Below are 26,868 nucleotides of genomic sequence, written 5' to 3'. Positions count from 1 at the left end.
GGAACGATAAAAATCAGTAGCAATGGCTAAAAATTATGTTTCAAATTCGTCAGAATCGACAAGGATGTTTAAAAGTGGACTGTTGGAGAGCTTGTCAAAGGTTCATTTTACTGTACCTCTTTACATTTACGTGCCTACGGTAGGCTTTTTCATCTATAAATCTTTTTCAGAGGGGATCAGCGGCCTGACCTTTATAGCATATATGGCGCTGGGGCTGGCTATATGGACAGCAACAGAGTACGTGCTGCACAGGTTCATTTTTCATTATATTCCCAAGCAAAAATGGGCTTTAAGGCTGCATTTTATCTTTCACGGGGTACATCACGACTACCCCAGGGACAAAATGAGGCTGGTAATGCCGCCTTCTGCCAGTATCCCGCTTGCCATATTGTTTTACAGCCTTTTCGCCTGGCTTATCAAGGATAAAGCGGCTTTGCATGCTTTTTTCCCTGGTTTCCTGATTGGCTACCTGATTTATGATATGCTGCATTATGCCATGCATCATCATAATTTTAAGAGCGGCCTGATGAAAAGGGTAAAACAGCACCATATGCTGCATCACTACCAGGATGCTACAAAAGGATTTGGCGTAAGTACGGCCATATGGGATAAGATGCTGCGTTCCGATTTCAATAAGGATACACACAACTTAGTCTGATATCCCCCCTAACCGAATTAAAAAAGGGTAGCAATTGTGCTATCCTTTTTCTTTTAACTATTTTACGCTGTGCCTCATTTACTTAAAGATCATATAGGTGTTATCAGCCCATTATCAGATGAAGAATTTGATTATATCCTCAGCCATTTTGTATTTAAAAAACTGAAGAAACACTCTTTTCTTGTACAGGAAGGGAATAGCGTAAAGTATGAGTATTTTGTACTGAAAGGCTGTTTGAAAGCTTATATGTCTGATAGTAATACCGGAAAGGAATTCATTTATCAGTTCGGGGTTGAGGATTGGTGGATTACAGACAGAGAAGCCTTTTTTAAACAATCAGCCGCTACCATCAATATTGATTGTCTGGAAGATAGCGAAGTACTTGGTATTACCTTGGAGAACAGGGAGAAGTTGGTTTCCGAAATGAGGAAATATGAACATTTTGTAGCGGTGAAAGCCAACCTGGGTTATATCTCCCTGCAGAAACGATTACAACTGATGATCATGGGCAGTGTAAAGGAACGTTACGAAAATTTTATTCAGCAATATCCTCATCTGATTAACCGTATCCCTAAATCATTTATAGCATCCTACCTCGGTGTCTCCCGCGAAACGTTAAGTCGTTTATACCGTTCCTGATGTGACTTTTATCACAAAATCAAAGTGATAATTGACCTTCGTCAGCCTGCTGTAATTGTGAAATTTTGCATTAGCAATTAACGCAAAATTAAACAACGATGAAAAGTACATTCGCAATCAGTATGCTTTTGGGCATAAGCTCTTTCACTTTCGGACAAAACATTCCCATACATGCCGACAAGCTATATCCGGAAGGAACTGCATACAGCAAAAAACAAAACGTTTTCTTTGTAAGCTCCATTAATACCGCCCAGATAGGTAAGCTGGATTTTAAAGGTAATTATAGGCCATTCACACAAGACCCTGAGCTGGTAGCAACAATAGGTATTCTGGCAGATGAAAAAAGTAATACACTGTTTGTTACCAATGTAGATAATGGTGTAGCCGTTAAAACCAATCCAGCAACAGCGTATAAATTATCTGAAATTATCGGGTATGATCTGACATCAGGCAAACGTAAATTTAAAGTTGATTTGGGAGCGCTTAATCCCGGTCATCCTAACTTTATCAATGATCTCACATTGGATAACGAAGGGAACCTGTATGTAACAAATAGTTTTTCTCCTGTCATTTTTAAAGTAGATAAAAACCATCATGCTTCCATCTTTGCACAGGACGAAGCATGGACCGGAGAAAGTTTCAACTTAAATGGAATTGTTTATCATCCTGATGGTTATCTGATAGTGGCCCAATCTAATAAAGGTCTGTTATATAAGATCGATATTAAAAAGCCCACCAATATTAAAACCATTAAAGTGGATGAACTGAAGGGTGCTGACGGATTAATCCTGAATGGTAAAAATGAATTGGTGGCAGTATCCAATGCCTCCTCCCGAATTTTCCAGCTGAAATCATCGGATAACTGGACAAGCGCCAATATTATCAGTTCCAAAGCAAGCATGCTGCCATTTCCTACAACCGGCGTTTTGGTAAACGGGAAGTATCATGTTTTAAATGCTAAACTAAGTGAACTGTTTGATCCTAAGGCTCCCAGGAGTACGGACTTTTTATTACAGGAGATAACTTTCTGATTATAAATCAAGGCCTTACGGTGCAAGCTGTAAGGCCTTTCCATCTGCGCAGATAGGCTGCATACTTGAGTACTTGCTTTGTGTATAAATAATATACAAATGAAAAATTTAAAAAATGAACAAGTACGAGAGATTGAAGAGCGAGCTGGAATCAACGGGTAAAGGGAAAATGAAAGCATTTGGCAGCTCAATGTTACCCATTCTGAAGAGCGGCACCCATTTAACCTTTGAAAAAGCCGGTGAATACAAAATAGGTGATATTGTATTCTGTAAAGTGAGAGGACGATATATTGATGCTCACAAGATTATTAAAACAGATGCGCATAAAGGATTCCTGATTGCGAATAATCATGGTTTTGAGAACGGCTGGACCAGGACTATTTACGGGAAAGTAGTCGTAGGAGAATATCAGAATCACATCATCTACAAAGCAAATTAAAAATTCAGATTGTTAGCCCTACCCCCCTGCCTCTTTTAAACAATTCCGCGATCAGAACTATTTCTCTCCTCCATGAAATTAAGTAATTTGCAGGGATGATTAAGTACAAAACTGAGGATGAAATCAAACTAATGCAGACAAGTGCATTGCTGGTGAGTGCTGCTATAGCAGAGATAGCTAAAATCTTAAAACCGGGGCTTACAACCCTTGATCTTGATAAATTAGCTGCTGAATTTATTGCAGACCATCAGGCTACGCCCTCTTTTCTGAATTATCATGGTTATCCGCATAATATCACTACTTCGGTAAATGATGCAGTTGTGCATGGTTTCCCCAATAAAACCCCTTTGAGGGATGGGGATATCGTATCTGTGGATGTAGGGGTTTATAAAAACGGTTATCATGGAGATCATGCCTATACATTCATTTTAGGAGAGGTTAATGCCGCTGTTTTGAAGCTGGTACGTATTACCAAAGCGTCTTTATATGAGGGGATAAAATATGCGGTATCAGGGAACAGAGTAGGGGATATTGCTAATGCTATCCAGGTTTTTAATGAGAATGAAGGATATGGTGTAGTGAGGGAACTGGTAGGGCATGGCCTGGGACGTGATATGCATGAGGATCCCCAGGTGCCTAATTATGGTAAGAAAGGCTCTGGTATATTAATGAAGGAGAACCTGACACTGGCTATTGAACCTATGATTAATATGGGGAGCAGGCATGTCTATACTGATACGGATGGATGGACGATCAGAACAAAGGATGGTAAACCATCGGTACATTTTGAACACGATGTATGTGTTAAAAAAGGAGAAGCTCTTATCTTATCTGATTATACGCTCATAGAAAAGGCGGAAAAGGCGAATAGTGCCTTAAACTCATCTTATTATTAAGTTATTAAGGGATAGCAATCTGCTATCCCTTAATAGTCTGATATTAAAAATCAACATAATTATTACCTAGCCAGGCAGTATCAGTTAATTGAATGACTGCTTTGACTGCATTGGATTGTGGCATTGTCACATTTACAGTGGTGAGAGAGTTTCTTGAAGGCGACAGGTACGTATCTCCCAACAGGACTTCTGCACCATCATCTCTCTGCCATTTCAGTGTTAAGTGAATCCGTTGTCCGTTAAAGAATGTATCCTGCCAGCGATAAGTGTCTGCTGTATAGATATCCAGATTGTCAGTTAAGTTGTAAGTATTAATATATCTTGGCCTCATCAGACCATCGTAATCAGCTACTAATGTACCACCAGTGTAGTTTATCATGTTATACTTAATACCGAAGCTGATTCTTTTAAGTGCAATGTTTATGAAAGAAGAAGAAGAGTCTGTAGCGATATAATTTGTTGTACCATAATAACTATCCTGTTCTGAGTAAAGATATTCTTCCCTGATATCAAAGATGATATCTCCACGAACAGTCATGTAAGACAATGTATCTAAAAATCTATAGTCAAGTGCCTCCGGAGAGTTTGGAACATCGGAATTGTATACCATTTCATTTTTCAGCGTTCTGTACAACGGGCGCTCAAAATATTGATAACCAGGAGACATTATTCCCCACCATAAGCCTATACTGGTCCCTTTTTTAAAGGCAGCAACTTTAATCGTGTAGTTAATACCCTTGGGAATTTCTAACATAATGTTGTCTGGTGTGTTAAAAATGCCTTGTGCATATAGTGAGCCGTCGTACGTACCACGAACATCTATAGCGTAGATGGTGCTGTCGTTCAGATCTTTAGCAGATGCATAATTTTTGTTGCTCAACCTTGTTCCGGGAAAGGGAGTTTGGCTGGTAGTAATGTCTCCATTAAGACGGATACTCAATTTTACTTTTTCACCGGTGACTACTACTGGTGTGGGTTTACTGCTTTCTGATTTTTTACAGGAATAAAAAACAGTCACTACAGTTAGAATAATTAATATGAATCTTGTTTTCATGCTAATAAGTTGGGGAGATTAGAAGTTAATTACGTTTGTGCTTGTCCACGCAGTATCTGTGAGGGAAATACCTATTCCGGCATTTGTATTGGTGGATCCTGTGGGCAATGTAATATTGACGGTCGTTATGTAACTTCTGTTGAAAGGAATGAGTTCTTTTCCTCCTAAAGTGGTAGTAGTCCCATCAGGCTTTACCCATTTGATTGTGAAAAGAATACGTTCCCATGAGCTAAGTGTTTCACTGTACCGGAAATCATTCGCTGTATAAATACTAAGACTGTTATCGATATTATCGGGTGTCAGGTATTTAGTTTGCATTGAATTACTGTATTGGACAATCAGGTATCCACCGGTAAAATTCACAGCGCTATACTTAATGCCAAACACAACTCTTCTCATGGGGATGTTTAATGTCTGAGAAGAGTCTGCATTAAAATTGACTCTGCCCGTATAGCTATCCAATTCAGGAAAGAAGCCATTGAAGGAACTGGTCGTGTCGGCTGCAAAAGTGGTGGCATAAGTAAGGTCACCAAGGAAACTGGAATCATTTGCAGTATAGTGCATCCTGTTTTCTAATGATCTCCTTAATGGCCTGAAGAAATACTGATCGCCAAATCCGTCTTCCTGGAAATACAATCCCTCGCCACTTCCTTTTTTAAAGGCGGCAGCAGTAATCGTATAGCTGATGTTCGAAGGCAATTCCAGGTTGATGGAATCCGGGTTATTAAAAACACCGGCTGCATAAGGCGTATTGCCTATGCGTACGTCTACGGCATAAATAGTACTGTCCCGTACTGTTCTGGCAAACACATAATTATGTGCTTTCCTGCTGCCGGGTAAGGCAGACTGATTAATAGTAATGTCCCCATCAAGGCGTAGATGGATCAATGCTTTCTCTCCCCCCGTTGGTTTGGGATTAGGCATACTTTCTGATGTTTTCTGGCAAGAATAAATAAATGCTACAGCTGCCAGGCAACAAACAATTAATAGTGGGTTCCTTTTCATTTGTGTGAGGGTTTTAAACAAAATAATAAATGAATTTAATAAATATTATAGACATAATATTATCTGATTATTACATCTGTTTTAATTTAATTATGTAGATAAGTTTATTTTTTTTGAGAAGTTTGTCCAATTATTAAAAGCTGATTGTTATTGAGGTGTATTTCACATTATCAACAATAAAATCAGTTAAAAATGGAACCAAGAATTAATGTACAAGAGAAAGGTTTACAGGCTATGGGCGCTTTATCTGCTATGGGTAGACATCTTTCAAAATCAACCCTTTCCAAATCTTTTCTGGAATTAGTTTATTTTAGAGTATCGATGTTGAATGGCTGTGCTTTCTGCCTGGATATGCACGCTAAAGAGCTAAGAGAAATGGGTGAAACAGAGCAACGTTTATATCTGTTAAGTGCATGGAGAGAAGCTCCTTTTTATACAGATAGGGAACGTGCTGCATTCGCTTATGCCGAAGCGCTTACCAGGATAGAATCAAGCCTGGTACCTGATGAGATTTACGATGCTGCAAAAGAACAGTTTTCTGAAGCAGAACTGATAGATCTGACATTAGGTGTTATTGCTATTAATAGTTATAATCGCGTTAATATCGCTTTTGGTGCTCCGGTTGGCACTTACCAGGTGGGTCAATTTGCTCAAAAATAAACTTATAGGAAATGGACGAATTCATGTTAATATTCAGAAGAGATCACGAAACGAAGGAGAACCAGCCTTCACCTGAAGATATGCAGGCATCTATTAAAGAATGGCTCGACTGGAAAGGCAGTCTGGCCGCTCAGAATAAACTGGTAAGTCAGGGTAACAGGCTGCGTCCCGATGGAAAGGTGATCAAATCAGATAAGGTCGTTATCAATGGGCCTTATGCAGAGATTAAAGAGGCGATAGGTGGATTTATTGTGATAAGGGCCCTGGATTATGATGAAGCCGCAGAACTGGCCAGGGACTGCCCGATTTTAAGGGCGCCATGGAACGGAAGTGTTGAAGTGCGTATGCTGGTATCTGAAAGCAATAGCTGAAAAATAATAAGTGCCTTTGTACCTTTGCAAAGGCACTTTATTTAATCCATGGAAGAAAAAGAACTTATACCCCGTTTATTCAGGACAGAGTACAGGAAAATTGTTTCAGTACTCTGTTATTTATTCGGCATAGAACATATTGAAATAGCGGAAGATATTGTTAGTGATACCTTCCTTTCTGCCACTGAATTGTGGAGCTTGAAAGGAGTACCCGAAAACCCAACGGGATGGCTGTATACGGTTGCCAAGAATAAAACGAAGAATTATTTAAAACGTGATGCCCTCTTTGCCAAAAAACTTTCAGTAGAAATAAAATATAGCAGTAGCAGCGTAGAAGAAATCGAAATTGATCTGTCTGTTAAAAGTATAAATGATAGTCAGCTGGCGATGATCTTTACGGTGTGTAATCCCTGTATATCTGCAGAATCCCAGATAGCACTGGCATTGAATTTATTGTGCGGATTTGGGATCCAGGAAATAGCGGATGCCTTTTTAACTAATAAGGAAGTTATTTATAAAAGGTTAAACAGGGCTAAAGAAAAGCTGAAAATTGAGAAGATACGGATTGAACAACCATCACCTGCAGAGATAGATGAGAGGTTGAACACGGTGTTAATAACGCTGTATCTGTTATTCAGTGAAGGGTATTATTCCACCTCTCAGGATACTATTTTAAGGAAAGATCTTTGTGCGGAAGCGATGCGCCTGACTTACCTGCTGGCTGAAAACGAATCTACCAATAAACCGGCTGTGAATGCGTTACTTTCACTGATGTGTTTTCATTCATCCCGGTTTGAAGCCAGGATAAATGAACAGGGGGAAACTGTTCTATATAATGATCAGGATACAACGTTATGGAATAAGGAATTAATTGATAAGGGGATCTATTATCTGAGCCAGGCATCCAAAGGGAATAAATTATCGAAATACCATTTTGAAGCAGGTATTGCTTACTGGCATACGCATAAAGAAGATACAACCGAAAAGTGGGAGAATATTTTGCAGTTATATAACCAACTACTTCAGATAGAGTATTCGCCTATTGCTGCTTTGAACAGAACATTCGCGCTTGCGAAGGCTAACGGAAAGGGAAAAGCGATTATTGAAGCAGAGAAATTACAGCTTACCGATAATCATTTCTATTATTCATTATTAGGATATCTTTATACAGATGTTGATAATGCAAAAGCATTGGGACATTATAAGACGGCCTTGTCACTTGCAAACTCAAGTGCAGACAAAGCCGTCATTACTAAAAATATAGAAGGAATATATGACACTGGAAAGAGCCATTGAAATAGCAACAACCGGTCACAAAGGACAGGTAGATAAATATGGAGCACCCTATTTAGGCCATGTAATGAGGGTCATGAATATGGGGATTACGGAAGAGGAGAAGATCTGTGGGGTATTGCATGATATAGTGGAAGATACAAATGTAACGTTTGAACAACTGGCATCAGAGGGATTGTCACCGGTGATACTGGAGGGCTTACGTGGAGTGACCAAGTTATCCGAAAATGAAGATTATGATGCGTTTATACAGCGAACCCTGCAAAACCGCTTATCATGTGTGGTGAAACTGCATGATCTTACTGACAATATGGATATTCGCCGTATGGATGTAGTAAGGGAAAAAGATGTAGCCCGTTTGAACAAATACCTGAAAGCGTATAAGATTATTTCGGCCAGTGTGATACGTTAATGCACCTGAGGATTTATTTAAAAGGGTACCTGGTTCATAGAGAAACAGATACCCTTTCTTAATATATAGAGATTAATTGGTGGCACCTCCATTTACTAACAGGTGTTGACCGTTTACAAAAGAAGAAAGATCACTGGCAAAAAATTCTGCTGCATTGGCAACATCTTCTACTTCTGCCAACCTGCCCATTGGACAGCTATCCAGTAATTGTTTTCTCAGCTCAGGATAACTGCCAGCTTCTGCGAAAATACCGGAGTGATCTACCGCGAAAGGAATAATAGTATTTACGGTTACACCTCGGTGACCAATTTCTTTGGATAAAATTTCCACCATGTATCTCGGCGTTGTTTTGCTACCACCATATACTGCCATACCTGGTACTGGAAAAGAAGTGGTGCTGGATGCGATGTATATGATCCTGCCATTATCTTCTATATTCTTTGCAGCCTGCTGCATGGTGAAGTAAGCGCCTTTTGTATTGATAGAAAATACACGGTCGAATTGTTCTTCAGTGAAATCTGTTACGGGTGTTTCTACCAGTTCTATACCTGCATTGGCTACTACGATATCTATTTTGCCAAATGCTTTTTTAGCTTCCTGGAATAGCCTTTCCAGATCTGCTACCTTACTAACATCTGCCTGTACAGCAATTACTTTTGCGCCCATTGCTTTGATGTTATTGACTACTTCCTCTGCAGAAGCTTTATCTCTTGAATAATTGATAACGATGTCTGCACCTAATGCTGCATAACGTTCTGCAATTGCTTTACCTAAACCACGTGCTGATCCTGTGATGAGTGCTACTTTATTTTTAAGACTGTTCATGATTGTTATATTTTAATTTGATTAAGCCATACCGCCGTTACTACCAATGTTCTGTGCATTGATCCATTTTGCTTCATCAGAAGCTAAGAAGAGAACGATTTGTGCGATGTCTTCGGGTTCTCCGATACGGTTGAAAGGGGAGAGCGAAGCCAGCCGGTCTATCACTTCCTGTGATTTGCCTTTAGTAAATAATTCTGTATTGGTAGGGCCGGGAGAAACGGAGTTTACATTGATACCTCTTGCGCCTACTTCTTTGGAGAATACACGGGTAAGTTGCTCTACTGCTGCTTTGGTAGCTACATAGGTAGCATAAGTTGGCAACATGATACGGTTCACTGAAGTAGAGAAGTTGATGATACTGCCTTTGTCGGCCAGGCGGGTAGCGGCTTCACGCATGGTGTTGAAGGTACCGCGAACATTGATATCGAACTGGCGTGTGAAGTCTTCGTCTGTAGTATCTTTAATCAGTTTGGTGATCATGATACCTGCGTTGTTTACCAGTACGTCGATTCTTCCATAATGTGCGATAGCGGCATCGAACATTACTTTTACTTCATCTGCCTTGCTTACATCGGCCTGTAAAGCAATGGCATCTCCACCGTTTTGTTTGATGCTGTTAACTGTCTGCTCTGCGGCTTCTTTACCACCTGCATAGTTGACAATTACTTTGGCGCCTGCTACAGCCAGTTTCTGTGCTATGGTTGCGCCTATACCTCTTGATGCGCCGGTTACTAAGATTACTTTCTGTGATAATGTGCTCATATTGTATGTCTTTAATGACACTACAAAGATGAGATATGCACGATGCTAAGAATTACACATATCACACTATTAGGTGTAAATTTCCCACTATGACGTATTGTTATTTTATGTGAAGATCAGCCGCACCTCTTACTTCTGTAGAAATCTCTCCCAGCATTGAATTACCAGGATTATTCTGCCCTGTATATACTTTTACAAAATCTATGGCAGTCAGCGTTACTTTATTCCCGTTTTCATCTACAGCCCAGGTAATGTCAAAAGAGTTATAGTAGTTGTCGGGGTAATCATCTTTCACCGACCAGCTATCGCTATAGCCCCAGGAGAAAGCCAGGTTCTGGTAAATACCGGTACCTTCTTTCAGTCCATATGTATTGGGAAGTAATGTACCCGTGAAAGTGATAGAGTCCTGATTTGCCGCAAAGGAAGGGTAATAAGGGTGATTATGGGATATATTGTTTAGCACGACGCCGGTATGGCCCTGGTTATCTTTCCAGGGAACATCTACGGTAGCCTTTGGATTATAATAGGTGATGCTGTATTTTTTGATAGTGCTGGTACTGTCGTAGTTACTGCCGGCCAGTTCATACCAGGTATCATCCGGTAAACCATTGCCGTTCGTATCCCTGCTTACCATTACGATGCCGGGTTCGGACCATTCATATACACCGGTGTTGAATGCATTGCCATAGATGGCGATATCATAACCCTCACTGTTTACAATGGAATGGTCAAAGCCGAATACAATATAGCCACCATAACCACCCAGTGATACCAGGTGGTCTGTGTTGCCAACCAGTTGCTGGGCGCCTGCTTTGGTACCAGCGCTGTCTTCATTGATAAACTGACCGGGAGCGGGCAGATAATCAAATACTTTACTAATATATCTGTTGCCGGAAACAATGACAGTATGTTCGTCTTTCTTACAGGAATAGGCTGTAAGAAGGATTAACGCCGCTAATATTATTATTTTATTTATCATGATGATACTTGCAAAATTAGGCAAAATTGTCATGTTACCCTCATGTGAACTAATTGTTAAGAGCCGGGGGACAAGGCACTGACGAACGTATACCCTATTGGACGATTCGATTCAGACTTCATCAGCAATCCTTAACAATTAAATTACATGAAGGAAATGTACAAATTACTTACACCTTTTTGTTGTATCGCAACACTTCTCCTGATGTTGTTGGGTACTGCTACTTCTGCACAACAAAAAGAAAGCATCACTATTAAAGGTATCGTTACGGATGAAAGCAATGTGCCATTGCCTGGTGTAACTGTTACCGTGAAAGGAACAAACAATGGTACTATCACCAATGCAAATGGTGCATACTCCATTACCGTTGCAGGTCCGGATGATGTGCTCTCTTTTACGCTTATGGGCGAATTGCCTAAAGTGGTAAGAGCAGGCGATAAGAAAGTGATCAATGTAACGCTTGTTACTGATACCAAACAATTAAGGGATGTGGTTGTAATCGGTTATGGTACGTCCAGCAAAAAGGATGTTACCGGGTCTATCACCACTATCAAATCCGAAGAATTCAACCAGGGCGTATTAACAACCCCCGCTGAATTGTTACAGGGTAAAGTGGCTGGTTTGAACGTTACTAAAAGTGGTGACCCTAACGCGGCCCCTGCTGTTGTATTGAGAGGCCCTTCTACTATCCGTACTACGGGTGGTGCTATGGAACCTTTTTATGTAATAGATGGTGTGCCGGGTGCGTCTATCGACCTGCTGGCTCCTTCTGATATCGAAAGTATTGATGTACTGAAAGATGCTTCTGCTACTGCTATTTATGGTGCGCGTGCTGCAAATGGTGTAATTATCGTTACTACCAAAAGAGCAAAACCTGGTCAGACCAGACTGACTTATAACGCTTATGGCGCGATGGAAGAAGTGTCCAAGACCATTGATATGCTGAGTGGAGATGAACTGCGTGCCTATCTGAAAAAGAACGGACAAACTTTACTTCCTGTACTGAATGATGATGGTTCCAATACAGACTGGCAGAAACTGGTAGAAAGAAAAGGTTACTCCCAGAATCATAACATTGCTTATGGTGGTGCTACTGTAAACACAGAGTATGGAGCAAGCCTGAACTATCTGAAGAACGATGGTATCCTGAAGAATAGCTCGCTGGAACGTACTATCCTGAGGGGTTATATCAATCAGCGTTTCTTTGATAACCGTTTAAGACTGGGTGTTACATTAACGAACAGTCATACTAAGAATAATGATATTCCTCAGTCCCAGGTATTATCTAACATGTTGTTCTATTTGCCAACTGTTAGTCCTTTTAATCCGGATGGTTCTTATAAAGAATATTACGCAAGGACTGGTAGTGGTACATTGAACCCATTATCTCTGATCGATAATAACATCATCAAGACTGATGATAGTAAATCTATGGTGAATGGTGTAGCGCAGGTAGAGATCATCAAAGGATTAAAATATACTTTGTCTGTTACTACCCAGCGTGATCAGAATAACTATAACAGTTATTCAAACAGTAAATCTGGCCTGGCGGTAAACTTTAATGGTCTTGCTACCAGGAAGGCATACCTGAATACCAGCTCTGTACTGGAATCGTATTTTAACTATGATAAGACTTTTGGTTTTCATAGTGTGAAGTTACTGGCCGGTTATACTTATCAGCAGGATAAATCGAATGATGGTTTTGGTGTTACTACCCAGAACTTCTCTAACGATAATCTTACTTATAATAACCTGTTCTTATCAAATCCTGCAAATACTTCACAGATTGCGTTTGATAACAACCCTATATCTACACTGAGACTGATCTCTTATTATGGTCGTGTACAGTATAATTATAAAGATAAATACCTCTTCCAGGCATCTTTAAGAAATGACGGATCATCTGCTTTTGGTATCAATAACCGTTGGGGTTATTTCCCGGCGATATCTGCAGGATGGAATATCACCAGTGAAGAGTTCATGCAGAAGGTGCCTGTTATCAGCGTATTGAAACTGAGAGCTGGTTACGGTGTATCCGGTAACAGTGCTGGTTTTAACGCTTTCTCTTCTCTGTTGATTTATGGTACTCCTGCCGGTAATGCCAAGTTCTTATACAATGGTAATATCACCAATGCGATAGGCCCTGTACGTAATGATAACCCGGACCTGAAATGGGAAAGCACTGCTACCACGAACATTGGTATCGACTTCGGTATTTTGAAAGACCGTATCAGTGGTTCGGTTGATTATTATATCAAGAAGACTTCTGACCTGATTTATGATCAGTATCCGGTTTCTACTACGCAGTACTTTGTACCTACCTATACAGCGAATGTGGGTAGTATCAAAAACAGTGGTATTGAAGTAGTGTTAACAGCTACAGCAATAAAGACCAGCGACTTCACCTGGAAAACCTCTCTGAACTTTGCGCATAACAAGAACGTGATAGAAAATCTGTCTAACAGCAAGTTTGCTATAAACTATATCCAGACGGCGCAGTTAGGAGGTAAAGGTCAGTCAGGTAATTACAGCCAGATCGTTCAGCCAGGATATGCTTTAGGTACTTTTAACTTATGGCATTACATGGGTAAAAATGCAAGTGGTGTAAGTACTTATCAGAAAGCAGATGGTACTATCACTGCTACACAGCCATTAACTACAGATGCACGCATCAGTGGTAATGCACAGCCTACCTTAATATATGGATGGAGCAATAACTTTTACTACAAACACTTTGACCTGGGATTCCTGGTACGTGGTGTAATGGGTAATAAGATCCTGAATGGTACACTGGCAGGTTTGAACAACCCGGTAGATTCCAAGATCCAGAACATTCCAAGGTTTACATTGGGAGAGTCTTACAGCGATATCAATGCTTACCTGTTCTCTGACCGTTTCCTGGAAAGTGGCGCTTATCTGCGTATGGATAATGCTACACTGGGTTATACTATCAAACCTCATACCCAGAGCATTAAGAGCCTTCGCTTTTATGCATCAGGTAATAACCTTTTCGTGATCACGAAATACCGTGGTATTGATCCGGAAATTAATATCGGAGGTTTAACACCCGGGATTGATTATAACAACTTCTATCCTAAAACCCGCACGTTTATTCTTGGTGTGAGTGCTTCATTCTAATTAAGTTAAAGATTATCATCATGAAAAAAATATATTTAATAGCATTAACAGTATTGGTTACTGTTAGCGCCTGCAGGAAACTGGATGTGTCTGTAGATTCACAGTATGTAAATGGTAATTTCCCATCTACATCCAATGACTATGCTGCCTTACTGGGTACCATGTATACCAACCTGGCTTCTAACTACGCTATTGCTTACTGGCGTATGCAGGAGCTTTCTACGGACGAAGCGATCATCCCTGCAAGAGATGGTAACTTTGATGATGGTGGTCAGTACAGACAATTGCACTATCATACCTGGACATATGATCATCCCAATGTAACAGGTATCTGGCAGTGGGGTTTTGGTGGTATCAATAACTGTAACCGTCTGATTAATTTAACGGTTGCTTCTAAAGTAGATACTACTATTAAAGCAGCGAATATTGCGGAAGTAAAAGCCATGCGTGCATTGTATTACTTCTTTATGATGGATACTTATGGTAATGTTCCTTTGATCACTGATTTCCCGGTAGCTTCTTTACCTGCTACTCAGCCAAGGGCTACTATTTTTAAGTTCATCGAAACAGAGTTATTAAGTATTCTTCCGCAGTTGCCTGCAAAATCAAGTAATGCAGCTACTAACGTATTGCAATATGGCCGCCCTACCAAGGGAATGGCTTTTGCATTGCTGGCTAAATTGTATTTAAATTCAGAGTATTATACCGGTGTTGCCCGTTATCCAGAGGCCGTGGCTATGGCAGACAGTGTGCAGACTAATACCAATTATTTCCTGGATGCAAAATATCGTGATATCTTCCTGCCTAATAATGGTCCTCAGATTAATGAAACCATCTTTGCTGTTCCTTACGATCAGCAGATCCCTGGGAATCAGTTTACACGTTTCGGTTTCTATTATTACCTTGTACAGGCTTATGGTTTCAATGTGGGATTAAGTATCGCCATGAGTACTACTCCTGAGTTCTACAAGAGATTTAACCTGGCAGGTGATTTCAGAACGAAGACATGGCTGGTAGGACCGCAGTATTATCCTGATGGAAATGGTGGATTTACCAATCAGCCGGTTTATTACTCAGATGGTACTACACAGATCGTGATTACGCCGGACCTGGTACTGGTGCCACCTAAACCAATGGACATTGGTAATACACAGGCCAGTCAGGCTTCTGGTGTACGTTCTTTGAAATACTATCCTGATCCGGCTATTATCCAGGCTACCCGTTTGAATGGTAATGATGTACCGGTATTCCGCTTATCAGATATATTGCTGATGAAAGCAGAAGCGATCCTGCGTGGTGCTGCTCCGACTACTGTAAGAGGCGTGTTACAGACACCTGATTACCTGGTGAATTTACTGCGTACACGTTCCGGTGCTACTACTGCTTCAGGTGTTACATTAGATACTTTGTTAGATGAGCGTGCGCGTGAATTATCATGGGAAGGATGGAGAAGGAATGACCTGATCCGTTTTGGTAAATTTGAAGTGGAATACCCACTGCCAAATGATGTGCTGAGTATGAATAAAGATGTAAGAAGGAGAATTTATCCAATACCTATCACAGAAATAAAACTGAATGGTAATTTGGTACAGAATCCGGGATACGACCAATAAAATTTCTTTTTTTGCAGGAAGTTCCCCCGGGAACTTCCTGTTTTGATTTAAATACATTTGTACATGAAAAGTTTGTTAGGTTTATTATTGTTGATTTCTCCTGTTGTAGATAAAGGGAAAGTACATATTAATAAGATCCAGGTAATAGGATCGCATAACAGTTATAAGAAGGCGATCGATCCTGCATTGTTTAAATTATTTCAGAAGAAAGATTCTGTTTCTGCGAGTAAGATCGATTATGAACATGTTTCTTTGACGGAACAACTGGAGATGGGGTTGTTGAATCTGGAGATAGATGTGTATGCTGATCCCAAAGGTGGAAAATATGCACATCCAAAAGGGTTGCAATGGGTACCAAATCAACCTGCATTTGATACTGCCGGTGTGATGAATGAGCCGGGATTTAAAGTATTACATATACCAGATCTGGATTTCCGCAGTGATTGCCTCACTTTAAGACGTTGTTTACATGAACTGAAAGCATGGTCTGATAAACATCCTGATCATCCTCCTGTATTTATTACACTGGAACCAAAGGATGGTGTTTCTCCAAATCATGAATTAACTGAACCAGATAAATTTACTGCCCGTGATTTTGATCAGTTGGATAGTACGCTCAGGGAAGATCTGGGTGTTGCACAGTTGCTGGTGCCTGATATGGTGAGAGGAAAGTATAATACACTGGAAGATGCAGTGTTGCATGATAACTGGCCTACATTGGATGCTGCGCGTGGTAAGTTTGTATTTTTGATGGATGATAATAACCGTAAAAGAGATTTGTATATTGTAGGACATCCTTCTTTGAAAGGACGTGTATTATTTGTGAATGCTGATCCGGGTACACCTGAGGCAGCGATGATGATCAGGAATAATCCACGTTTTCCGGAAATGAAAAGTTTAGTTGAGAAGGGATATATTATTCGCACCCGTGCAGATTCTGATACTAAAGAAGCACGTGAGAATGATAAGTCAGGTTTTGAAGCGGCGTGTAATTCAGGTGCGCAGATCATTACAACGGATTATTATAAAAAGAGTACGCATTTCAAATCTGATTATGTGATCAGTTTTGACGGAGATAGTAAATATTTCAGGTTAGATCCTGTATTCAGTAAATAGATGAAATTATGTTTTCTTTCAGAACGGCGATTGTCCTGATTTGTTTTTCTTTTTCGGTGAAGGCGCAGCAGCGCCTTTATCAGTATGTAGATCCTATGATTGGATCGGAGGGATTGGGGCGTGTGTTTATCGGCCCTTCCTGTCCTTTTGGAATGATTAAACCGAGCCCGGATTGTTCTTCCCGTCCTAATAGCGGATGGTTACCTTCCCCTGTACCTGTTACCGGTTTCGGACAGGTGCATGTGAGCGGAACGGGAGGTGGGCCTAAGTATGGGAATATCCTTATCATGCCTTATTCATCTTCTGGGGTAGATAAGTCTTCTTTGCGTGAGCATGAAATGGCCACGTTAGGATATTATAGTGTTGATCTGAAAAGAGACGGGATAAAGGCAGAAATTACTACTGCAGAGAAAGTAAGTTTTTACCGGTTCACTTATCAGCAGCAAAAATCGTTGCAGATAGATGCAGGGTTCTTTTTAGGAGAACAACCTGTACCTGAGGCAAGGGAAGCACAGCAATTTGTAGGCTCTGAAATTGAAGTAGTATCTGATACAGAAGTAAGAGGATATAGCAGGATAAGAGGGGGATGGAATAACGGACCTGCCTATACTGTTTATTTCGATGCTGTGTTTGATCAGCCGGTAGCGGCTTTTAGTACGTGGAAGGGGCCCAAAGTTTATGAGGGCAAAAAAATGCAGTTTGATTCAGGTGAGAAGACAGGAGCATTATTAACTTTTAAAGGAGGTGGAGATTCTCTGAAAGTAAAGGTGGGTATTTCTTTTATCAGTTCCCTGAAGGCTAAAGAGAATATAACCACTGAGATTCCGGGATGGAGTTTTGAAAAGGTACTTGATGAGGTAAGAGCTAAGTGGGAACACCTTTTTGAACGTGTGGCTATTGATAGCTCTTCTACTATAGAACAGAAGAAACTATTTTATACAGCATTGTATCATACCATGCTGATGCCAGTTGACAGAACGGGAGAGAATCCTTTATGGAATGATCAGCCTTATTATGATGACTTCTATGCTATCTGGGATACTTACAGATCTTCCAATCCTTTGATCACTTTAATATCTCCAACAAGGGAAGTAGAGATTGTGAATGCATTGTTGAATATTTATAAGCATGATGGCTTTATGCCGGATTCCCGGAGTGGGAATGCTAATGGTCGTACGCAGGGTGGTTCTAATGCAGAAGTATTGATTGCAGATGCATTTGTAAAGGGTTTGAAGGGGATTGATTATACCCTGGCCCTGGATGCAATGTTACAGGATGCCAATGTCCCCCCTGGTGGAAATGAAGAAAAAGAAGGGCGGGGTGGATTGACGGATTATAACAAGCTGGGGTATGTGTCTTATAATTTTGTCCGTTCAGGAAACCGTACCCTGGATTATGCATATGATGATTACTGTATTGCTACGGTGGCTAAGGGTTTGAATAAAACAGCCATTTATGATCGTTTTATAAAGCAGTCGGGTAACTGGAAGAATCTTTGGCGGGATGATTATACAGATCATGGTGCGAAAGGTTTTATTATGCCTAAAGATGCAGCAGGCAGGTGGCTGGATACAATTCCTTATGGAACGGCTAAGAACCAGCATCCTACTTTTGTATATGGGCCGTTGAGCAGGGAGTTTCCCTGGTATGTATGTCATTGGTGTGCGTTCTTTTATGAAGCTACTTCCTGGGAGTATTCTCTGAGTATCCCTCATGAGGTACCTGCGCTGATTGAAAAATCCGGTGGACCGGATGCTTTTCGTCGCCGGTTGGATACCTTGTTTACCAGGAGTTTTTACAATGTGGCGAATGAGCCTTCTTTCCTGACACCTTGTTTGTATCATTGGATTGGTCGTCCTGATCTGAGCAGTGAGCGTATCCGTGAGATCATCAGTACTAATTATAATACTTCTCATTTCGGATTGCCGGGCAATGATGATTCAGGGGCGATGTCTTCCTGGTTAGCTTTTCATATGATGGGGTTGTATCCTAATGCGGGGCAGTCTTATTATCTGCTGAATGCTCCTTTGTTGAAGTCGGTGACTTTGCACCAGGAAAATGGGAAAGACTTTATTATCATCGCTAAGAATCTTTCTCCGCAGAATCGTTTTGTGAAGTCGGTTACATTGAATGGTAAGCAACTGGATCAGGCCTGGATAGAGCATGCGGATATTGTGAAAGGAGGAGAATTGATATTTGAAATGGATGTAAAGCCTTCTGCCTGGGGCACGACTGTATTACCACCTAAAATTTAATGATGAAAAGAGTTATCTGTTTACTGATATTTAGTTTGTTTTTTCTGCATGGTTATAGTCAGGCTCCTGCTATTAAAGAAGGGGCTACTTTTAATTACATCTTCTCCCTGCATGGGCAGACGGTACCTATTGAGTTCAGCGTATTGCATTTTACGGATACGCTGGTATTAGGCTGGAAGATCCGTGGCCTTGCCGGTGGTACTTACAGGATGTTACCGTCAGCATTGCAGCATGCTGTGAAAATGAATTTTGTACAGCCTTTGGCTGATGCAGTGATAAATTTGAAAGATGATGAGACGTTTATGATAATCTCTACGGATGCTTTTAAGAAACTGGAGAAGGAGCATGCATTTGTATATGATAATACGGTGTATAATTTAAAGGAGCGTGAGGGGGATATGTTACATGTGACTGCCAAAGATGAGACAACTGAGTGGTGGATCTTAAATAACCCCGCCTTTCCTTTGGTCTGTAAGATTAAGGGAAGCCCGCTGGGTATAGATTGTTCGCTGAAGTAGGGGTGTACACTGAAAAATGGTCGCATGCAAGGGCTGTATATTAGTGGCGTTTAACCCAAACCAGATCATGATGTCTACCCGATTATTCATCTTCCTTTTACTGTTTTTAAGTGCCTGTGCTGATAAACATGCCGGCAACCCAATGATCAATGCTACCCGGCAGAAGGATATTAGTGGAATGGAACAGGCAATGGCGAAGGGGATTAGTGTGGATATTCAGGATGATGAAGGGAATACGCCTCTGATATGGGCAGTGAGTATGGGGTATCCTGAGATAGTAACGTTTCTGCTTAATCATGATGCATTGGTAGATGTGAAGAATAAGTTAGGAGAAACAGCGTTGGCCATTGCTACTTTCAGAGGTTATGAAGCGATGGTGGATACATTCATTGCGCATGGTGCCAATGTGGATAATGTGAACAGGGATGGGGTGACTCCGTTGATGTATAGTGCTACCCGGGGCGATGAGCGAATTGTTCGCAGGTTACTGGCTAAAGAAGCCAAAGTGAATGCGGTCAGTAAAGATGGGTTGACACCGCTGGTATATGCGTCATTAAATGACAGGTTGAGTATTGTTCAGTTATTGGTAGAGCATGGTGCGGATGTAAATGTCAGAACACATGATGATGAGACGATATTGATGGGATTGGCTTCGAGGGGGAATGTAAGAGTGGCGGAGTATTTAATTGATCAGGGGGCGTTGGTGAATGTTAAGAGTAATAATTGCGAAACCCCTTTAAGTACAGCTTGCAGAAGCCGGAAGATAGAGATGATAAAATTGTTGCTGGCGCATCATGCGGATCTTAGTGTAACAGATGACAGAGGGAAGACTGTGTTGGAGAATATGGTTGAATGGAAACAGGATGAGGTAGCAGATTTGCTAAGAGTAGCAGAAAGAAAATAATTTTAGGGGCAGGGCAAAGAAAACAATTTTGGGTGCAGGGCGAAGCCCTGCAAAAACCCTTTAATTCTTTTGTGATGGTGCGAAGCACCACCACAAAAGAATTGTTATTTGATTTATTAAAGATCACTAAAGCCTGCTGCATTACCAGAGCCGGTAAGTCCACTGTATTTAATCACCCCTTTAGCATTGCCATTCCTTGTGAAACCCCATCCAGGAGAGTTGTTACTGGCAGCACAATTAGTTACTGTATGTGCCACACTCAATCCTGAACTACCTAATTTAAATCCATTACCATCACCATTAGAACCTATACCGTTACTGTTAGCGGTACAACCTGTTAATTTAACGGGATAGGTTTGTCCATAGAGATCAAATCCATCATCAGCGTTAGACGTAGCGACACAATTGTTAAACTGATTGCCGCTACCACCGGATAATTTGCAGGCAAAGCCGTCAGCATTTTCACCTGCATTCTGTGTGTCGTTGTTGCTGGTAGAAGTGCAGTTATTTACACTTACATTGTAAGCGCCGTTGTACACCTGTATACCGGTGTCTTTGTTTCCGTTGGTTTTTACGTTGTTCACGTAGTTGTTACCACCGATCTGGAATACCAGGCCAGCATCGGGCGCGTTCTTAATAGTCATGTTGGTGATGTTCCAGTAGCTGCCGTTTACTTTCACACCCCATCCGGAGGAGATACCGGAACAATCCAGTGTACCACCGGTGAAATTGATTTTAGCACTTGAAGTGCCGCTGTTGAGTAATTGCAGGGTACTTGTTAGCTTGATGGTACCACTGATGGTAATGATATCACCGGGTACTGCGGCTGAGATGGCAGACTTTAAAGCCGATTCTGTAGTGACAGTTACGCTGACAGCAGCAGCTGTTACCTGTGATGCCGCAATACCTTGTGATTCGTTTAACGTTGGAGGAGGAAGTACATTGTTCTTTCCGCAGCTGGAAAAAGCAATAGCCAGCAAAATAATCGCCAGAGGAGTTTTCATAACATTTGGAATTTTACGAAGGGTTAAAAATAATTATCAGAATCAAATTTCAATTATAAAATGGAAGTGGGGATGATTATTTGTGCAATCGTTACCGGCATCGATTGCGTTTGCTAGAATGGAATAAGAAAGCTCCTGCTGTGTGTAGCAGGAGCTTTCGGGGATTAGTTCTTGATTACTTTTTTAGTCGTGAGTGTTCCGTTATGTGTAAGTTTCAACACATAAAAGCCAGCAGGTATATTGTTGGCGGAGAAGGAACGGTTATAGTTACCTGCTGCCAGGTTTTCTCTTACTATAACTGCTACTTGTTTTCCATTTATATCGTATACTGCTAATGTTGTTAAACCAGCATCTTTCAATGTGAATGCAACGTTTGCGTTATTGTTAAACGGTGTTGGATATACGCTGAGCTGTTGTGTACTGACTTTCTCATTGCTGGCTATTTTAGCAGCCGCAGGAATGGTCGTTACTACCAGTTGTGGCGCATTGTTGCCGGTTTCTTTTGAGTTCCATACCAGTCTGGGTGTGCTGATGGCCAGGTTAATCAGCGCCAGGGAGATGGCATTACGGCCAGCTGCTTTTTCACTTTTCACATATGCAGTGATATCCCAGTTATAATAACGGGGCAATGAATCTGTGAGTGTAACAGTGCTTAACGTAGTTGCAGCTACGGCTGGTTTGTTGTTCCATGTGAGCGCGGCTTCTGTCCAGGTGGTGTTGGATACGGAGTATACGCCAACGGGGATATTTGTGGTGCGGAGATCTTCCAGTTTACCGTATACTTTTAATACTACGCTGGAGATGGTACCGGAGATGCTGCTAAGATCAAATCCGATGTATGTTTGTCTATCGTACCCAGGGGTAGCAGCGGTATTCAGTTTAGTTGACAGCAATAGTGGATCGCTGGTACCGTAGGCGCTGTCTGCGTAAGTGCCATTTCTAACGTAAGCATCTTTTACAACCGTGAGTGTAGTTTGAACGGTGTTTGATACTGTCTTTATTTTCACTTCGGTGATACTGTTCCAGGCGTTTAGGTTGTTGCCATGTCCGAGGATCCTCACATACTTAGCGGTAGTGGTTGCAAAGGAGAAGGTTTCCAGGGCAGTAGTAGTACCGCTGCTTTGCAGGCCGGCAGCTATGGTAGTCCAGGCAGTACCGTCTGTACTGGTGAGGATATCGAATGAGGCTTTTCTTGTATCTCCGCTATAGAAAGCGATATCAAGACCGTTTACAGCGGTAGCAGTGCCCAGGCAGAACTGGATGTACTGGCCGTCACCACTGGCAGACCAGCGGGTAGTAAGGTCGTTATCGAGTACGTTGGTAGCTACGTTGCCATCGTCACTGCTGGCAGATGCCGGTGTGCAGGTAGGAGTAACTACGCCTGCTTCTGGTTTCCACCAGTTACCGGAGATGAACAGCTGGCATAACAGGCTGTAGGTATCGCTGTAGTAACCGGACTTCTTTGTTTTGAGGAAAGTCCAGCCGCTGTTCAGGAATGCCTGGTTGTTGCTGTTTACTACAGAAGCAGCTACAAAGGGAGCTACGAACACTGCTTCAGGATCTGTTCCGGAAACGGTACCGTTCAATTTGTAGCCGTCTTTGATATTGGCAGGATTACCACCGCTTTTGGTGATGATCCAGGAAGCGATTTTATTGGAGAGGGTGTATGCGTTGGAAGAACCATACAGAGCATAGTCCATTACGACGCGTAAAGGTACGCGACATGCATTGTAGTTGTACTCATTCGTTTGCGGACCTTCATCGATGAAATCTGCCGGAGCTGGTTCCGGTGGGTTTTTCACCACGAAATCGGAGATCAGACCGGTAGACGGAGAGTAGGTAGTGCTGAACTGGTTGTACACAGCGTACAGGTTATTGATAAGAGATTCCCAGGTAGCGTCTCCTGTCTCCTGACCGAAAGCACGCATGTGGCTGAGCATCCAGTCGGAAGGACGGGTGTTCAACGCGCTTTTGGTGTCCCAGTCGCCCAGGTTGAGGCGGTTGGTAGATGTCACATTTGCCACTTTAAGGCCGCTTGTGATCATCTTTTTGGCTTCAGCGAGGTAATTGATGGTACCGGTAGAACCCCATTGGTAATGAGCCAGAATGAGGGAATAGGCGATATCCATATCACCATCAGTAGCGGAGTCAAAATGCCCTTGTGCGCTGCTGGCATCAGCTACTACCCATCCCATGAGGTTGGAGTTGATAGAGCTGTGGAAGGCGCGGGCTGTTTTGTACAAGCCATCGTAGATGGTTTTGGCGTTAGCATCGTAACCGGCCATGAGGGCGGTGATTACCATGCCATAACCGTGGCCTTCTGAAGTGCCAAGAGGAGTGTACCCTTCGGCATCGCCGCTGATCTCTCCTTTGATGTAGTAGCCACCGGGAAGAGAGGACAGGTCGTTTTTCAGGTACTTGGCTTTCCAGTAGGTGTAATAGCTGGCTACGCTGGCATTCATCTCTGCCTGAGTTGCGTTGCTGGGCTTGATACAGTTTGGATAGGAGATTGCTTGTGGGAAGGGCTTGTTCTGAGCCTGCACAAGAGTACTGGCAACGCATATAGCGCTGGTTGCCAGAAAGGCATAAAGCTTGTTCATGATGGTTCTATTTTAAGGGTAAGGTTTTTCGTTGCTACAGAATCTATGGTCTCTATTCCGGGTTTTCAATCGATTGTAAAATACTAATAACTCTAATATAACTGAATTTTTTCATGAAGTAATTTTGTTATTTCTCTATGTGGTTCAGGATCATTATTGAAATTATTGGGTAGTGGCACAAACATATTGGCATAATTAGTGTTTCTATCTGTATAAAAGTATAATATATGGATATAATCATTCAATCACTGGGCTTTAAGGCTGGTGAATCCATTGAAAGTTTTATAGCAGAAAAGCTGAAAACTGTGAAAAGTGATAAGATTGTAAGGGCTAATGTGATCCTGTTTAAGGGCGCTGAATCAGATCCGGAGAATAACTATTGTGAGATCCGGCTGGAGATACCGGGAAACGATCTGTTTGTAAAGAAGCATAGTACTTATTTTGAAACGTCGGTAAGTGAGTGCGTGGATGTATTGAAGCAGCAGGTAAATAAGAACAAAGAAAAGCATGTCCATAATTTACAGGCAGATGTGGTGAAGATTCAGGATGCGCTGATAGAGAGCGATGCTGATGATGGGGATGTTGAGCTGGAGGATGTGGTGAAATAAATTTTTTTATATTCTTATCTCCCGGCAGGTCCTGCCGGGAGATTTTTATTTTGTATCAGCCAGGTATTGAGACAGTATTTTGAATAATATATCAGGATTGAATGGTTTACCTATACAGTCATTCATTCCGGCGTGTATCGTCTTGCTTTTGATCTCCGGGATGGCATGTGCGGTGAGGGCGATGATCGGTGTTGTCTTTTCCGCAGCTCTTATCTGCTGACTGGCCTCATATCCGTTTAGCCCGGGCATTTGCAGATCCATCAATATCAAATCATAATCGTTCTCCTTTACTTTATCTACGGCTTCTTTTCCGGTTATTGCGTAATCTATTTTCAGTAACCAGTTTTGCAGAAACTTTGAGACTACCATTCTGTTGATATCATCATCTTCTGCTAATAACACCTTTTTACCTGCGAAATTCTGAATATCTGCTGTCACACTCTGTACGGTAGTTGTTTCTTTTATTTTGGTAAATGCCAGGCAGAAGGAGAATACTGAACCCGTACCGGGGATGCTCTGGAAATTGATATCACTGTCTTGTAGTAATAACAATTGTTTGGTAATGGCTAAACTTCCTGTGAAGACTTTTAAAGCATCATCAATCCCAATCCCTGTATCTTCTACAGAAAAATCGATATATACCTGGGTGGGAGTGCTATTATTCAGCGATACATCCATTGTTACAGATCCCTCATCTGTAAATTTCATAGCATTACTGATCAGTTTATTCAATACCTGTGTGAGCCTTAAAGGATCTCCTATTACAATGTCCGGTACATCTATATCCCTTCTTATTATTAAGCGTATTCCCTTTTCTTTTGCTGCTTTCTCAAAAGAGGATTTTATCGAGCTAATGAGTGCGGGTAGATTAAACGGGATTTCTTCAAAAGTGATGTTGTCTTTTTTGTACATTATTTTTCTGCTGGTATTTTCCAGTGTTGTTATAACAATTGGGGAAGGGGGATTGTTTTATTTTCTGTTAAAGGGTGTTTTGTCGTTTATCATAGAAACAATCAATATGAGCAACTGTTTTTAAGTTATCGATAAATACTTCTATGGGCTGCTTCTTATCAACTACACCTACAAATTTTTTACTGATAATGTCGGGATTATCTATTACTACTGTTATTCCAAACCAACGCGGTAATACTTTGGAAATTTCTTTTAGATCAACATGCTTGCTGAAAAATGGTTTTCAGATCCAGCCATTCCTTTGGGGCGTCCAGTTTATCAAATGGCTTGTTTTCGGGTAATGATTCAATAAAATTGTTCCATCTGGAGTAGATGGCTTCATCTTGACTAATAAGCATACCTATCTCGTTAAGTTCGTCATTATTGAGGGAACCGGCTACCTTACCAGCAAACAAATAATCAATATCGTATTTTTGGGTCATTTACAGTCTAATTGACACGGTTTCTAAAGACTAGCACTATATGGGTCTCATTTTTACTGTATTGTGGCTAAATGTCAGATTTAATGTTAACCTAAAATTGTAGTTAACTCTTTTCTTATTGCTGCATTTTCCTGGGTGAGAACAAATTCTTCATGACTGCATTTATTTCTAATGAAATTATAGGCTCTGTTTTTTAAAGTATTGGATAAATAACTTTTTATAGAAGGAATGGCGTACTGATCTAATGCCTGTTGCCAGAAGTCTATAAACATTTCCTGTACAAGCTCCATAGCCACCAATTTATTTTTCACAATTGACAATGCTAGTACGTATAGCCATTTACGATTACTGGTATATAAGTAATCGAACGCCTGAATATTTCGCGTTTTCAATTGTTTAAGTAATAGAATATCATCTTTATAATCTGGTGTCATAACAGATATTCATATTGTAATAGTACAGTACTAATATACTATACAGTTATGAGTAATTGGTTAATACAAGGTTAACAGACAATATTTTATGCGCCACATAAGTACTCATTTAAGTAGTTTTTTCTCCTATATTCCAATCGCTTAACAATTCATTAAGTAGCCACAGATCAATGTTACCAGAATATTAAGCTGTAAAAAAATAAAATTAGAACATAGTTCATCCTTCTTCAAACCGTGTCAACTTATCATCAACGCGTCGG

General features: G+C 41.1%; 27 protein-coding genes. 16 read left to right on the top strand and 11 right to left on the bottom strand.

The features are described from left to right. The first annotated feature begins 22 nt into the window (after positions 1-22). The 5 genes from BMW86_RS07765 (at position 23) to map (ending at position 3,663) form a co-directional block, all read left to right on the top strand. Positions 23-658, top strand: coding sequence for a sterol desaturase family protein (locus BMW86_RS07765; protein WP_089780577.1), 636 nt, complete (start codon positions 23-25; stop codon positions 656-658). A 69-nt stretch (positions 659-727) separates the two neighbouring features. Further along, positions 728-1,297 (top strand): Crp/Fnr family transcriptional regulator, encoded by a 570-nt coding sequence (locus BMW86_RS07760; protein WP_089780575.1) that lies wholly within the window; start codon positions 728-730, stop codon positions 1,295-1,297. 98 nt (positions 1,298-1,395) lie between these two features. Then, positions 1,396-2,328 (top strand): hypothetical protein, encoded by a 933-nt coding sequence (locus BMW86_RS07755; protein WP_089780573.1) that lies wholly within the window; start codon positions 1,396-1,398, stop codon positions 2,326-2,328. A 115-nt stretch (positions 2,329-2,443) separates the two neighbouring features. Further along, entirely contained in the window at positions 2,444-2,767 is a 324-nt protein-coding gene (locus BMW86_RS07750; protein ID WP_089780571.1) for a S24 family peptidase, read from the top strand. A gap of 95 nt (positions 2,768-2,862) precedes the next feature. Continuing rightward, entirely contained in the window at positions 2,863-3,663 is an 801-nt protein-coding gene (gene map, locus BMW86_RS07745; protein WP_089780569.1) for a type I methionyl aminopeptidase, read from the top strand. 43 nt (positions 3,664-3,706) lie between these two features. On the opposite strand, the gene BMW86_RS07740 is transcribed toward map, so the two are convergent. Beyond that, positions 3,707-4,717, bottom strand: a complete 1,011-nt coding sequence (locus tag BMW86_RS07740; protein ID WP_143056520.1) for a hypothetical protein — start codon at positions 4,715-4,717, stop codon at positions 3,707-3,709. An 18-nt stretch (positions 4,718-4,735) separates the two neighbouring features. After that, a complete protein-coding gene (locus BMW86_RS07735; RefSeq protein ID WP_143056519.1) occupies positions 4,736-5,722 on the bottom strand; it encodes a hypothetical protein in 987 nt (328 codons plus the stop codon). A gap of 192 nt (positions 5,723-5,914) precedes the next feature. Here BMW86_RS07735 and BMW86_RS07730 point away from each other — a divergent pair, with 192 nt between their 5' ends. Genes BMW86_RS07730 through BMW86_RS07715 form a run of 4 tightly spaced genes read left to right on the top strand, consistent with a single transcriptional unit; the run spans position 5,915 to position 8,458 of the window. Further along, positions 5,915-6,382, top strand: a complete 468-nt coding sequence (locus tag BMW86_RS07730; protein ID WP_089780563.1) for a carboxymuconolactone decarboxylase family protein — start codon at positions 5,915-5,917, stop codon at positions 6,380-6,382. 11 nt (positions 6,383-6,393) lie between these two features. Next, the gene (locus BMW86_RS07725; protein WP_089780561.1) at positions 6,394-6,753 is read left to right on the top strand and encodes a YciI family protein; all 360 of its coding nucleotides are present in this window, start codon (positions 6,394-6,396) and stop codon (positions 6,751-6,753) included. Positions 6,754-6,801: 48 nt separating this feature from the next. Then, positions 6,802-8,049 (top strand): RNA polymerase sigma factor, encoded by a 1,248-nt coding sequence (locus BMW86_RS07720; protein WP_089780559.1) that lies wholly within the window; start codon positions 6,802-6,804, stop codon positions 8,047-8,049. After that, positions 8,027-8,458, top strand: coding sequence for a phosphohydrolase (locus BMW86_RS07715; RefSeq protein WP_089780557.1), 432 nt, complete (start codon positions 8,027-8,029; stop codon positions 8,456-8,458). The genes BMW86_RS07720 and BMW86_RS07715 overlap by 23 nt, the downstream gene beginning before the upstream one ends. Before the next feature lie 72 nt (positions 8,459-8,530). On the opposite strand, the gene BMW86_RS07710 is transcribed toward BMW86_RS07715, so the two are convergent. From BMW86_RS07710 to BMW86_RS07700, 3 genes are all read right to left on the bottom strand, one after another. Next, positions 8,531-9,283 (bottom strand): glucose 1-dehydrogenase, encoded by a 753-nt coding sequence (locus tag BMW86_RS07710; protein WP_089780555.1) that lies wholly within the window; start codon positions 9,281-9,283, stop codon positions 8,531-8,533. 21 nt (positions 9,284-9,304) lie between these two features. Beyond that, positions 9,305-10,045, bottom strand: a complete 741-nt coding sequence (locus BMW86_RS07705) for an SDR family oxidoreductase (RefSeq protein ID WP_089780554.1) — start codon at positions 10,043-10,045, stop codon at positions 9,305-9,307. Between the two features lie 100 nt (positions 10,046-10,145). Beyond that, a complete protein-coding gene (locus BMW86_RS07700; protein WP_218149126.1) occupies positions 10,146-11,024 on the bottom strand; it encodes a hypothetical protein in 879 nt (292 codons plus the stop codon). 156 nt (positions 11,025-11,180) lie between these two features. On the opposite strand from BMW86_RS07700, the gene BMW86_RS07695 reads away from it, so the two are divergent. The 6 genes from BMW86_RS07695 (at position 11,181) to BMW86_RS07670 (ending at position 20,568) form a co-directional block, all read left to right on the top strand. Continuing rightward, a complete protein-coding gene (locus BMW86_RS07695; RefSeq protein WP_218149125.1) occupies positions 11,181-14,162 on the top strand; it encodes a SusC/RagA family TonB-linked outer membrane protein in 2,982 nt (993 codons plus the stop codon). 20 nt (positions 14,163-14,182) lie between these two features. Beyond that, positions 14,183-15,775, top strand: coding sequence for a RagB/SusD family nutrient uptake outer membrane protein (locus BMW86_RS07690; protein ID WP_177189189.1), 1,593 nt, complete (start codon positions 14,183-14,185; stop codon positions 15,773-15,775). 63 nt (positions 15,776-15,838) lie between these two features. Beyond that, complete coding sequence (locus BMW86_RS07685) at positions 15,839-16,891, top strand: phosphatidylinositol-specific phospholipase C1-like protein (RefSeq protein ID WP_089780549.1); 1,053 nt, start codon at positions 15,839-15,841, stop codon at positions 16,889-16,891. Positions 16,892-16,899: 8 nt separating this feature from the next. Further along, entirely contained in the window at positions 16,900-19,146 is a 2,247-nt protein-coding gene (locus tag BMW86_RS07680) for a GH92 family glycosyl hydrolase (RefSeq protein ID WP_089780547.1), read from the top strand. Further along, a complete protein-coding gene (locus BMW86_RS07675) occupies positions 19,146-19,664 on the top strand; it encodes a hypothetical protein (protein ID WP_089780545.1) in 519 nt (172 codons plus the stop codon). Before BMW86_RS07680 ends, BMW86_RS07675 begins: the two co-directional genes overlap by 1 nt. A 67-nt stretch (positions 19,665-19,731) precedes the next feature. Then, entirely contained in the window at positions 19,732-20,568 is an 837-nt protein-coding gene (locus BMW86_RS07670; RefSeq protein ID WP_177189188.1) for an ankyrin repeat domain-containing protein, read from the top strand. A gap of 116 nt (positions 20,569-20,684) precedes the next feature. Here the strand turns inward: BMW86_RS07670 and BMW86_RS07665 are convergent, their stop codons facing one another. Next, positions 20,685-21,572: a right-handed parallel beta-helix repeat-containing protein gene (locus tag BMW86_RS07665; RefSeq protein WP_089780541.1), complete on the bottom strand. Its 888-nt coding sequence runs from the start codon at positions 21,570-21,572 to the stop codon at positions 20,685-20,687. A 164-nt stretch (positions 21,573-21,736) separates the two neighbouring features. Further along, positions 21,737-24,172: a glycosyl hydrolase family 8 gene (locus BMW86_RS07660; protein ID WP_089780539.1), complete on the bottom strand. Its 2,436-nt coding sequence runs from the start codon at positions 24,170-24,172 to the stop codon at positions 21,737-21,739. Positions 24,173-24,399: 227 nt separating this feature from the next. Between BMW86_RS07660 and BMW86_RS07655 the strand changes: the two genes are divergently transcribed. Then, positions 24,400-24,780, top strand: a complete 381-nt coding sequence (locus tag BMW86_RS07655) for an HPF/RaiA family ribosome-associated protein (protein WP_089780537.1) — start codon at positions 24,400-24,402, stop codon at positions 24,778-24,780. A gap of 45 nt (positions 24,781-24,825) precedes the next feature. On the opposite strand, the gene BMW86_RS07650 is transcribed toward BMW86_RS07655, so the two are convergent. The 4 genes from BMW86_RS07650 to BMW86_RS07635 form a co-directional block, all read right to left on the bottom strand. Continuing rightward, on the bottom strand, positions 24,826-25,692 hold the full coding sequence (locus tag BMW86_RS07650) for a response regulator (protein ID WP_089780535.1): 867 nt from the start codon (positions 25,690-25,692) through the stop codon (positions 24,826-24,828). A 67-nt stretch (positions 25,693-25,759) separates the two neighbouring features. Further along, on the bottom strand, positions 25,760-25,909 hold the full coding sequence (locus BMW86_RS33315; RefSeq protein WP_410492555.1) for a hypothetical protein: 150 nt from the start codon (positions 25,907-25,909) through the stop codon (positions 25,760-25,762). A 40-nt stretch (positions 25,910-25,949) separates the two neighbouring features. Next, complete coding sequence (locus BMW86_RS07640) at positions 25,950-26,174, bottom strand: hypothetical protein (RefSeq protein WP_089780533.1); 225 nt, start codon at positions 26,172-26,174, stop codon at positions 25,950-25,952. Between the two features lie 86 nt (positions 26,175-26,260). Beyond that, complete coding sequence (locus BMW86_RS07635) at positions 26,261-26,608, bottom strand: RNA polymerase sigma factor (protein ID WP_089780531.1); 348 nt, start codon at positions 26,606-26,608, stop codon at positions 26,261-26,263. Positions 26,609-26,868 lie beyond the last annotated feature (260 nt).

This window comes from Chitinophaga sp. YR573 (assembly GCF_900110995.1).
Classification (GTDB): domain Bacteria; phylum Bacteroidota; class Bacteroidia; order Chitinophagales; family Chitinophagaceae; genus Chitinophaga.
This window is presented reverse-complemented; position numbering and strand designations above follow the sequence as displayed.

Bases quoted from the DNA above. Each gene is read 5' to 3' on its own strand.
- BMW86_RS07710 (WP_089780555.1), bottom strand. From the start codon at position 9,283: ATGAACAGTCTTAAAAATAAAGTAGCACTCATCACAGGATCAGCACGT.
- BMW86_RS07735 (WP_143056519.1), bottom strand. From the start codon at position 5,722: ATGAAAAGGAACCCACTATTAATTGTTTGTTGCCTGGCAGCTGTAGCA.
- BMW86_RS07765 (WP_089780577.1), top strand. From the start codon at position 23: ATGGCTAAAAATTATGTTTCAAATTCGTCAGAATCGACAAGGATGTTT.
- BMW86_RS07650 (WP_089780535.1), bottom strand. From the start codon at position 25,692: ATGTACAAAAAAGACAACATCACTTTTGAAGAAATCCCGTTTAATCTA.
- BMW86_RS07655 (WP_089780537.1), top strand. From the start codon at position 24,400: ATGGATATAATCATTCAATCACTGGGCTTTAAGGCTGGTGAATCCATT.
- BMW86_RS07635 (WP_089780531.1), bottom strand. From the start codon at position 26,608: ATGACACCAGATTATAAAGATGATATTCTATTACTTAAACAATTGAAA.
- BMW86_RS07665 (WP_089780541.1), bottom strand. From the start codon at position 21,572: ATGAAAACTCCTCTGGCGATTATTTTGCTGGCTATTGCTTTTTCCAGC.
- map (WP_089780569.1), top strand. From the start codon at position 2,863: ATGATTAAGTACAAAACTGAGGATGAAATCAAACTAATGCAGACAAGT.
- BMW86_RS07690 (WP_177189189.1), top strand. From the start codon at position 14,183: ATGAAAAAAATATATTTAATAGCATTAACAGTATTGGTTACTGTTAGC.
- BMW86_RS07660 (WP_089780539.1), bottom strand. From the start codon at position 24,172: ATGAACAAGCTTTATGCCTTTCTGGCAACCAGCGCTATATGCGTTGCC.
- BMW86_RS07750 (WP_089780571.1), top strand. From the start codon at position 2,444: ATGAACAAGTACGAGAGATTGAAGAGCGAGCTGGAATCAACGGGTAAA.
- BMW86_RS07680 (WP_089780547.1), top strand. From the start codon at position 16,900: ATGTTTTCTTTCAGAACGGCGATTGTCCTGATTTGTTTTTCTTTTTCG.
- BMW86_RS07640 (WP_089780533.1), bottom strand. From the start codon at position 26,174: ATGACCCAAAAATACGATATTGATTATTTGTTTGCTGGTAAGGTAGCC.
- BMW86_RS07700 (WP_218149126.1), bottom strand. From the start codon at position 11,024: ATGATAAATAAAATAATAATATTAGCGGCGTTAATCCTTCTTACAGCC.
- BMW86_RS07705 (WP_089780554.1), bottom strand. From the start codon at position 10,045: ATGAGCACATTATCACAGAAAGTAATCTTAGTAACCGGCGCATCAAGA.
- BMW86_RS07725 (WP_089780561.1), top strand. From the start codon at position 6,394: ATGGACGAATTCATGTTAATATTCAGAAGAGATCACGAAACGAAGGAG.
- BMW86_RS07685 (WP_089780549.1), top strand. From the start codon at position 15,839: ATGAAAAGTTTGTTAGGTTTATTATTGTTGATTTCTCCTGTTGTAGAT.
- BMW86_RS07715 (WP_089780557.1), top strand. From the start codon at position 8,027: ATGACACTGGAAAGAGCCATTGAAATAGCAACAACCGGTCACAAAGGA.
- BMW86_RS07670 (WP_177189188.1), top strand. From the start codon at position 19,732: ATGATGTCTACCCGATTATTCATCTTCCTTTTACTGTTTTTAAGTGCC.
- BMW86_RS07730 (WP_089780563.1), top strand. From the start codon at position 5,915: ATGGAACCAAGAATTAATGTACAAGAGAAAGGTTTACAGGCTATGGGC.
- BMW86_RS07720 (WP_089780559.1), top strand. From the start codon at position 6,802: ATGGAAGAAAAAGAACTTATACCCCGTTTATTCAGGACAGAGTACAGG.
- BMW86_RS07695 (WP_218149125.1), top strand. From the start codon at position 11,181: ATGTACAAATTACTTACACCTTTTTGTTGTATCGCAACACTTCTCCTG.
- BMW86_RS07740 (WP_143056520.1), bottom strand. From the start codon at position 4,717: ATGAAAACAAGATTCATATTAATTATTCTAACTGTAGTGACTGTTTTT.
- BMW86_RS07755 (WP_089780573.1), top strand. From the start codon at position 1,396: ATGAAAAGTACATTCGCAATCAGTATGCTTTTGGGCATAAGCTCTTTC.
- BMW86_RS07675 (WP_089780545.1), top strand. From the start codon at position 19,146: ATGATGAAAAGAGTTATCTGTTTACTGATATTTAGTTTGTTTTTTCTG.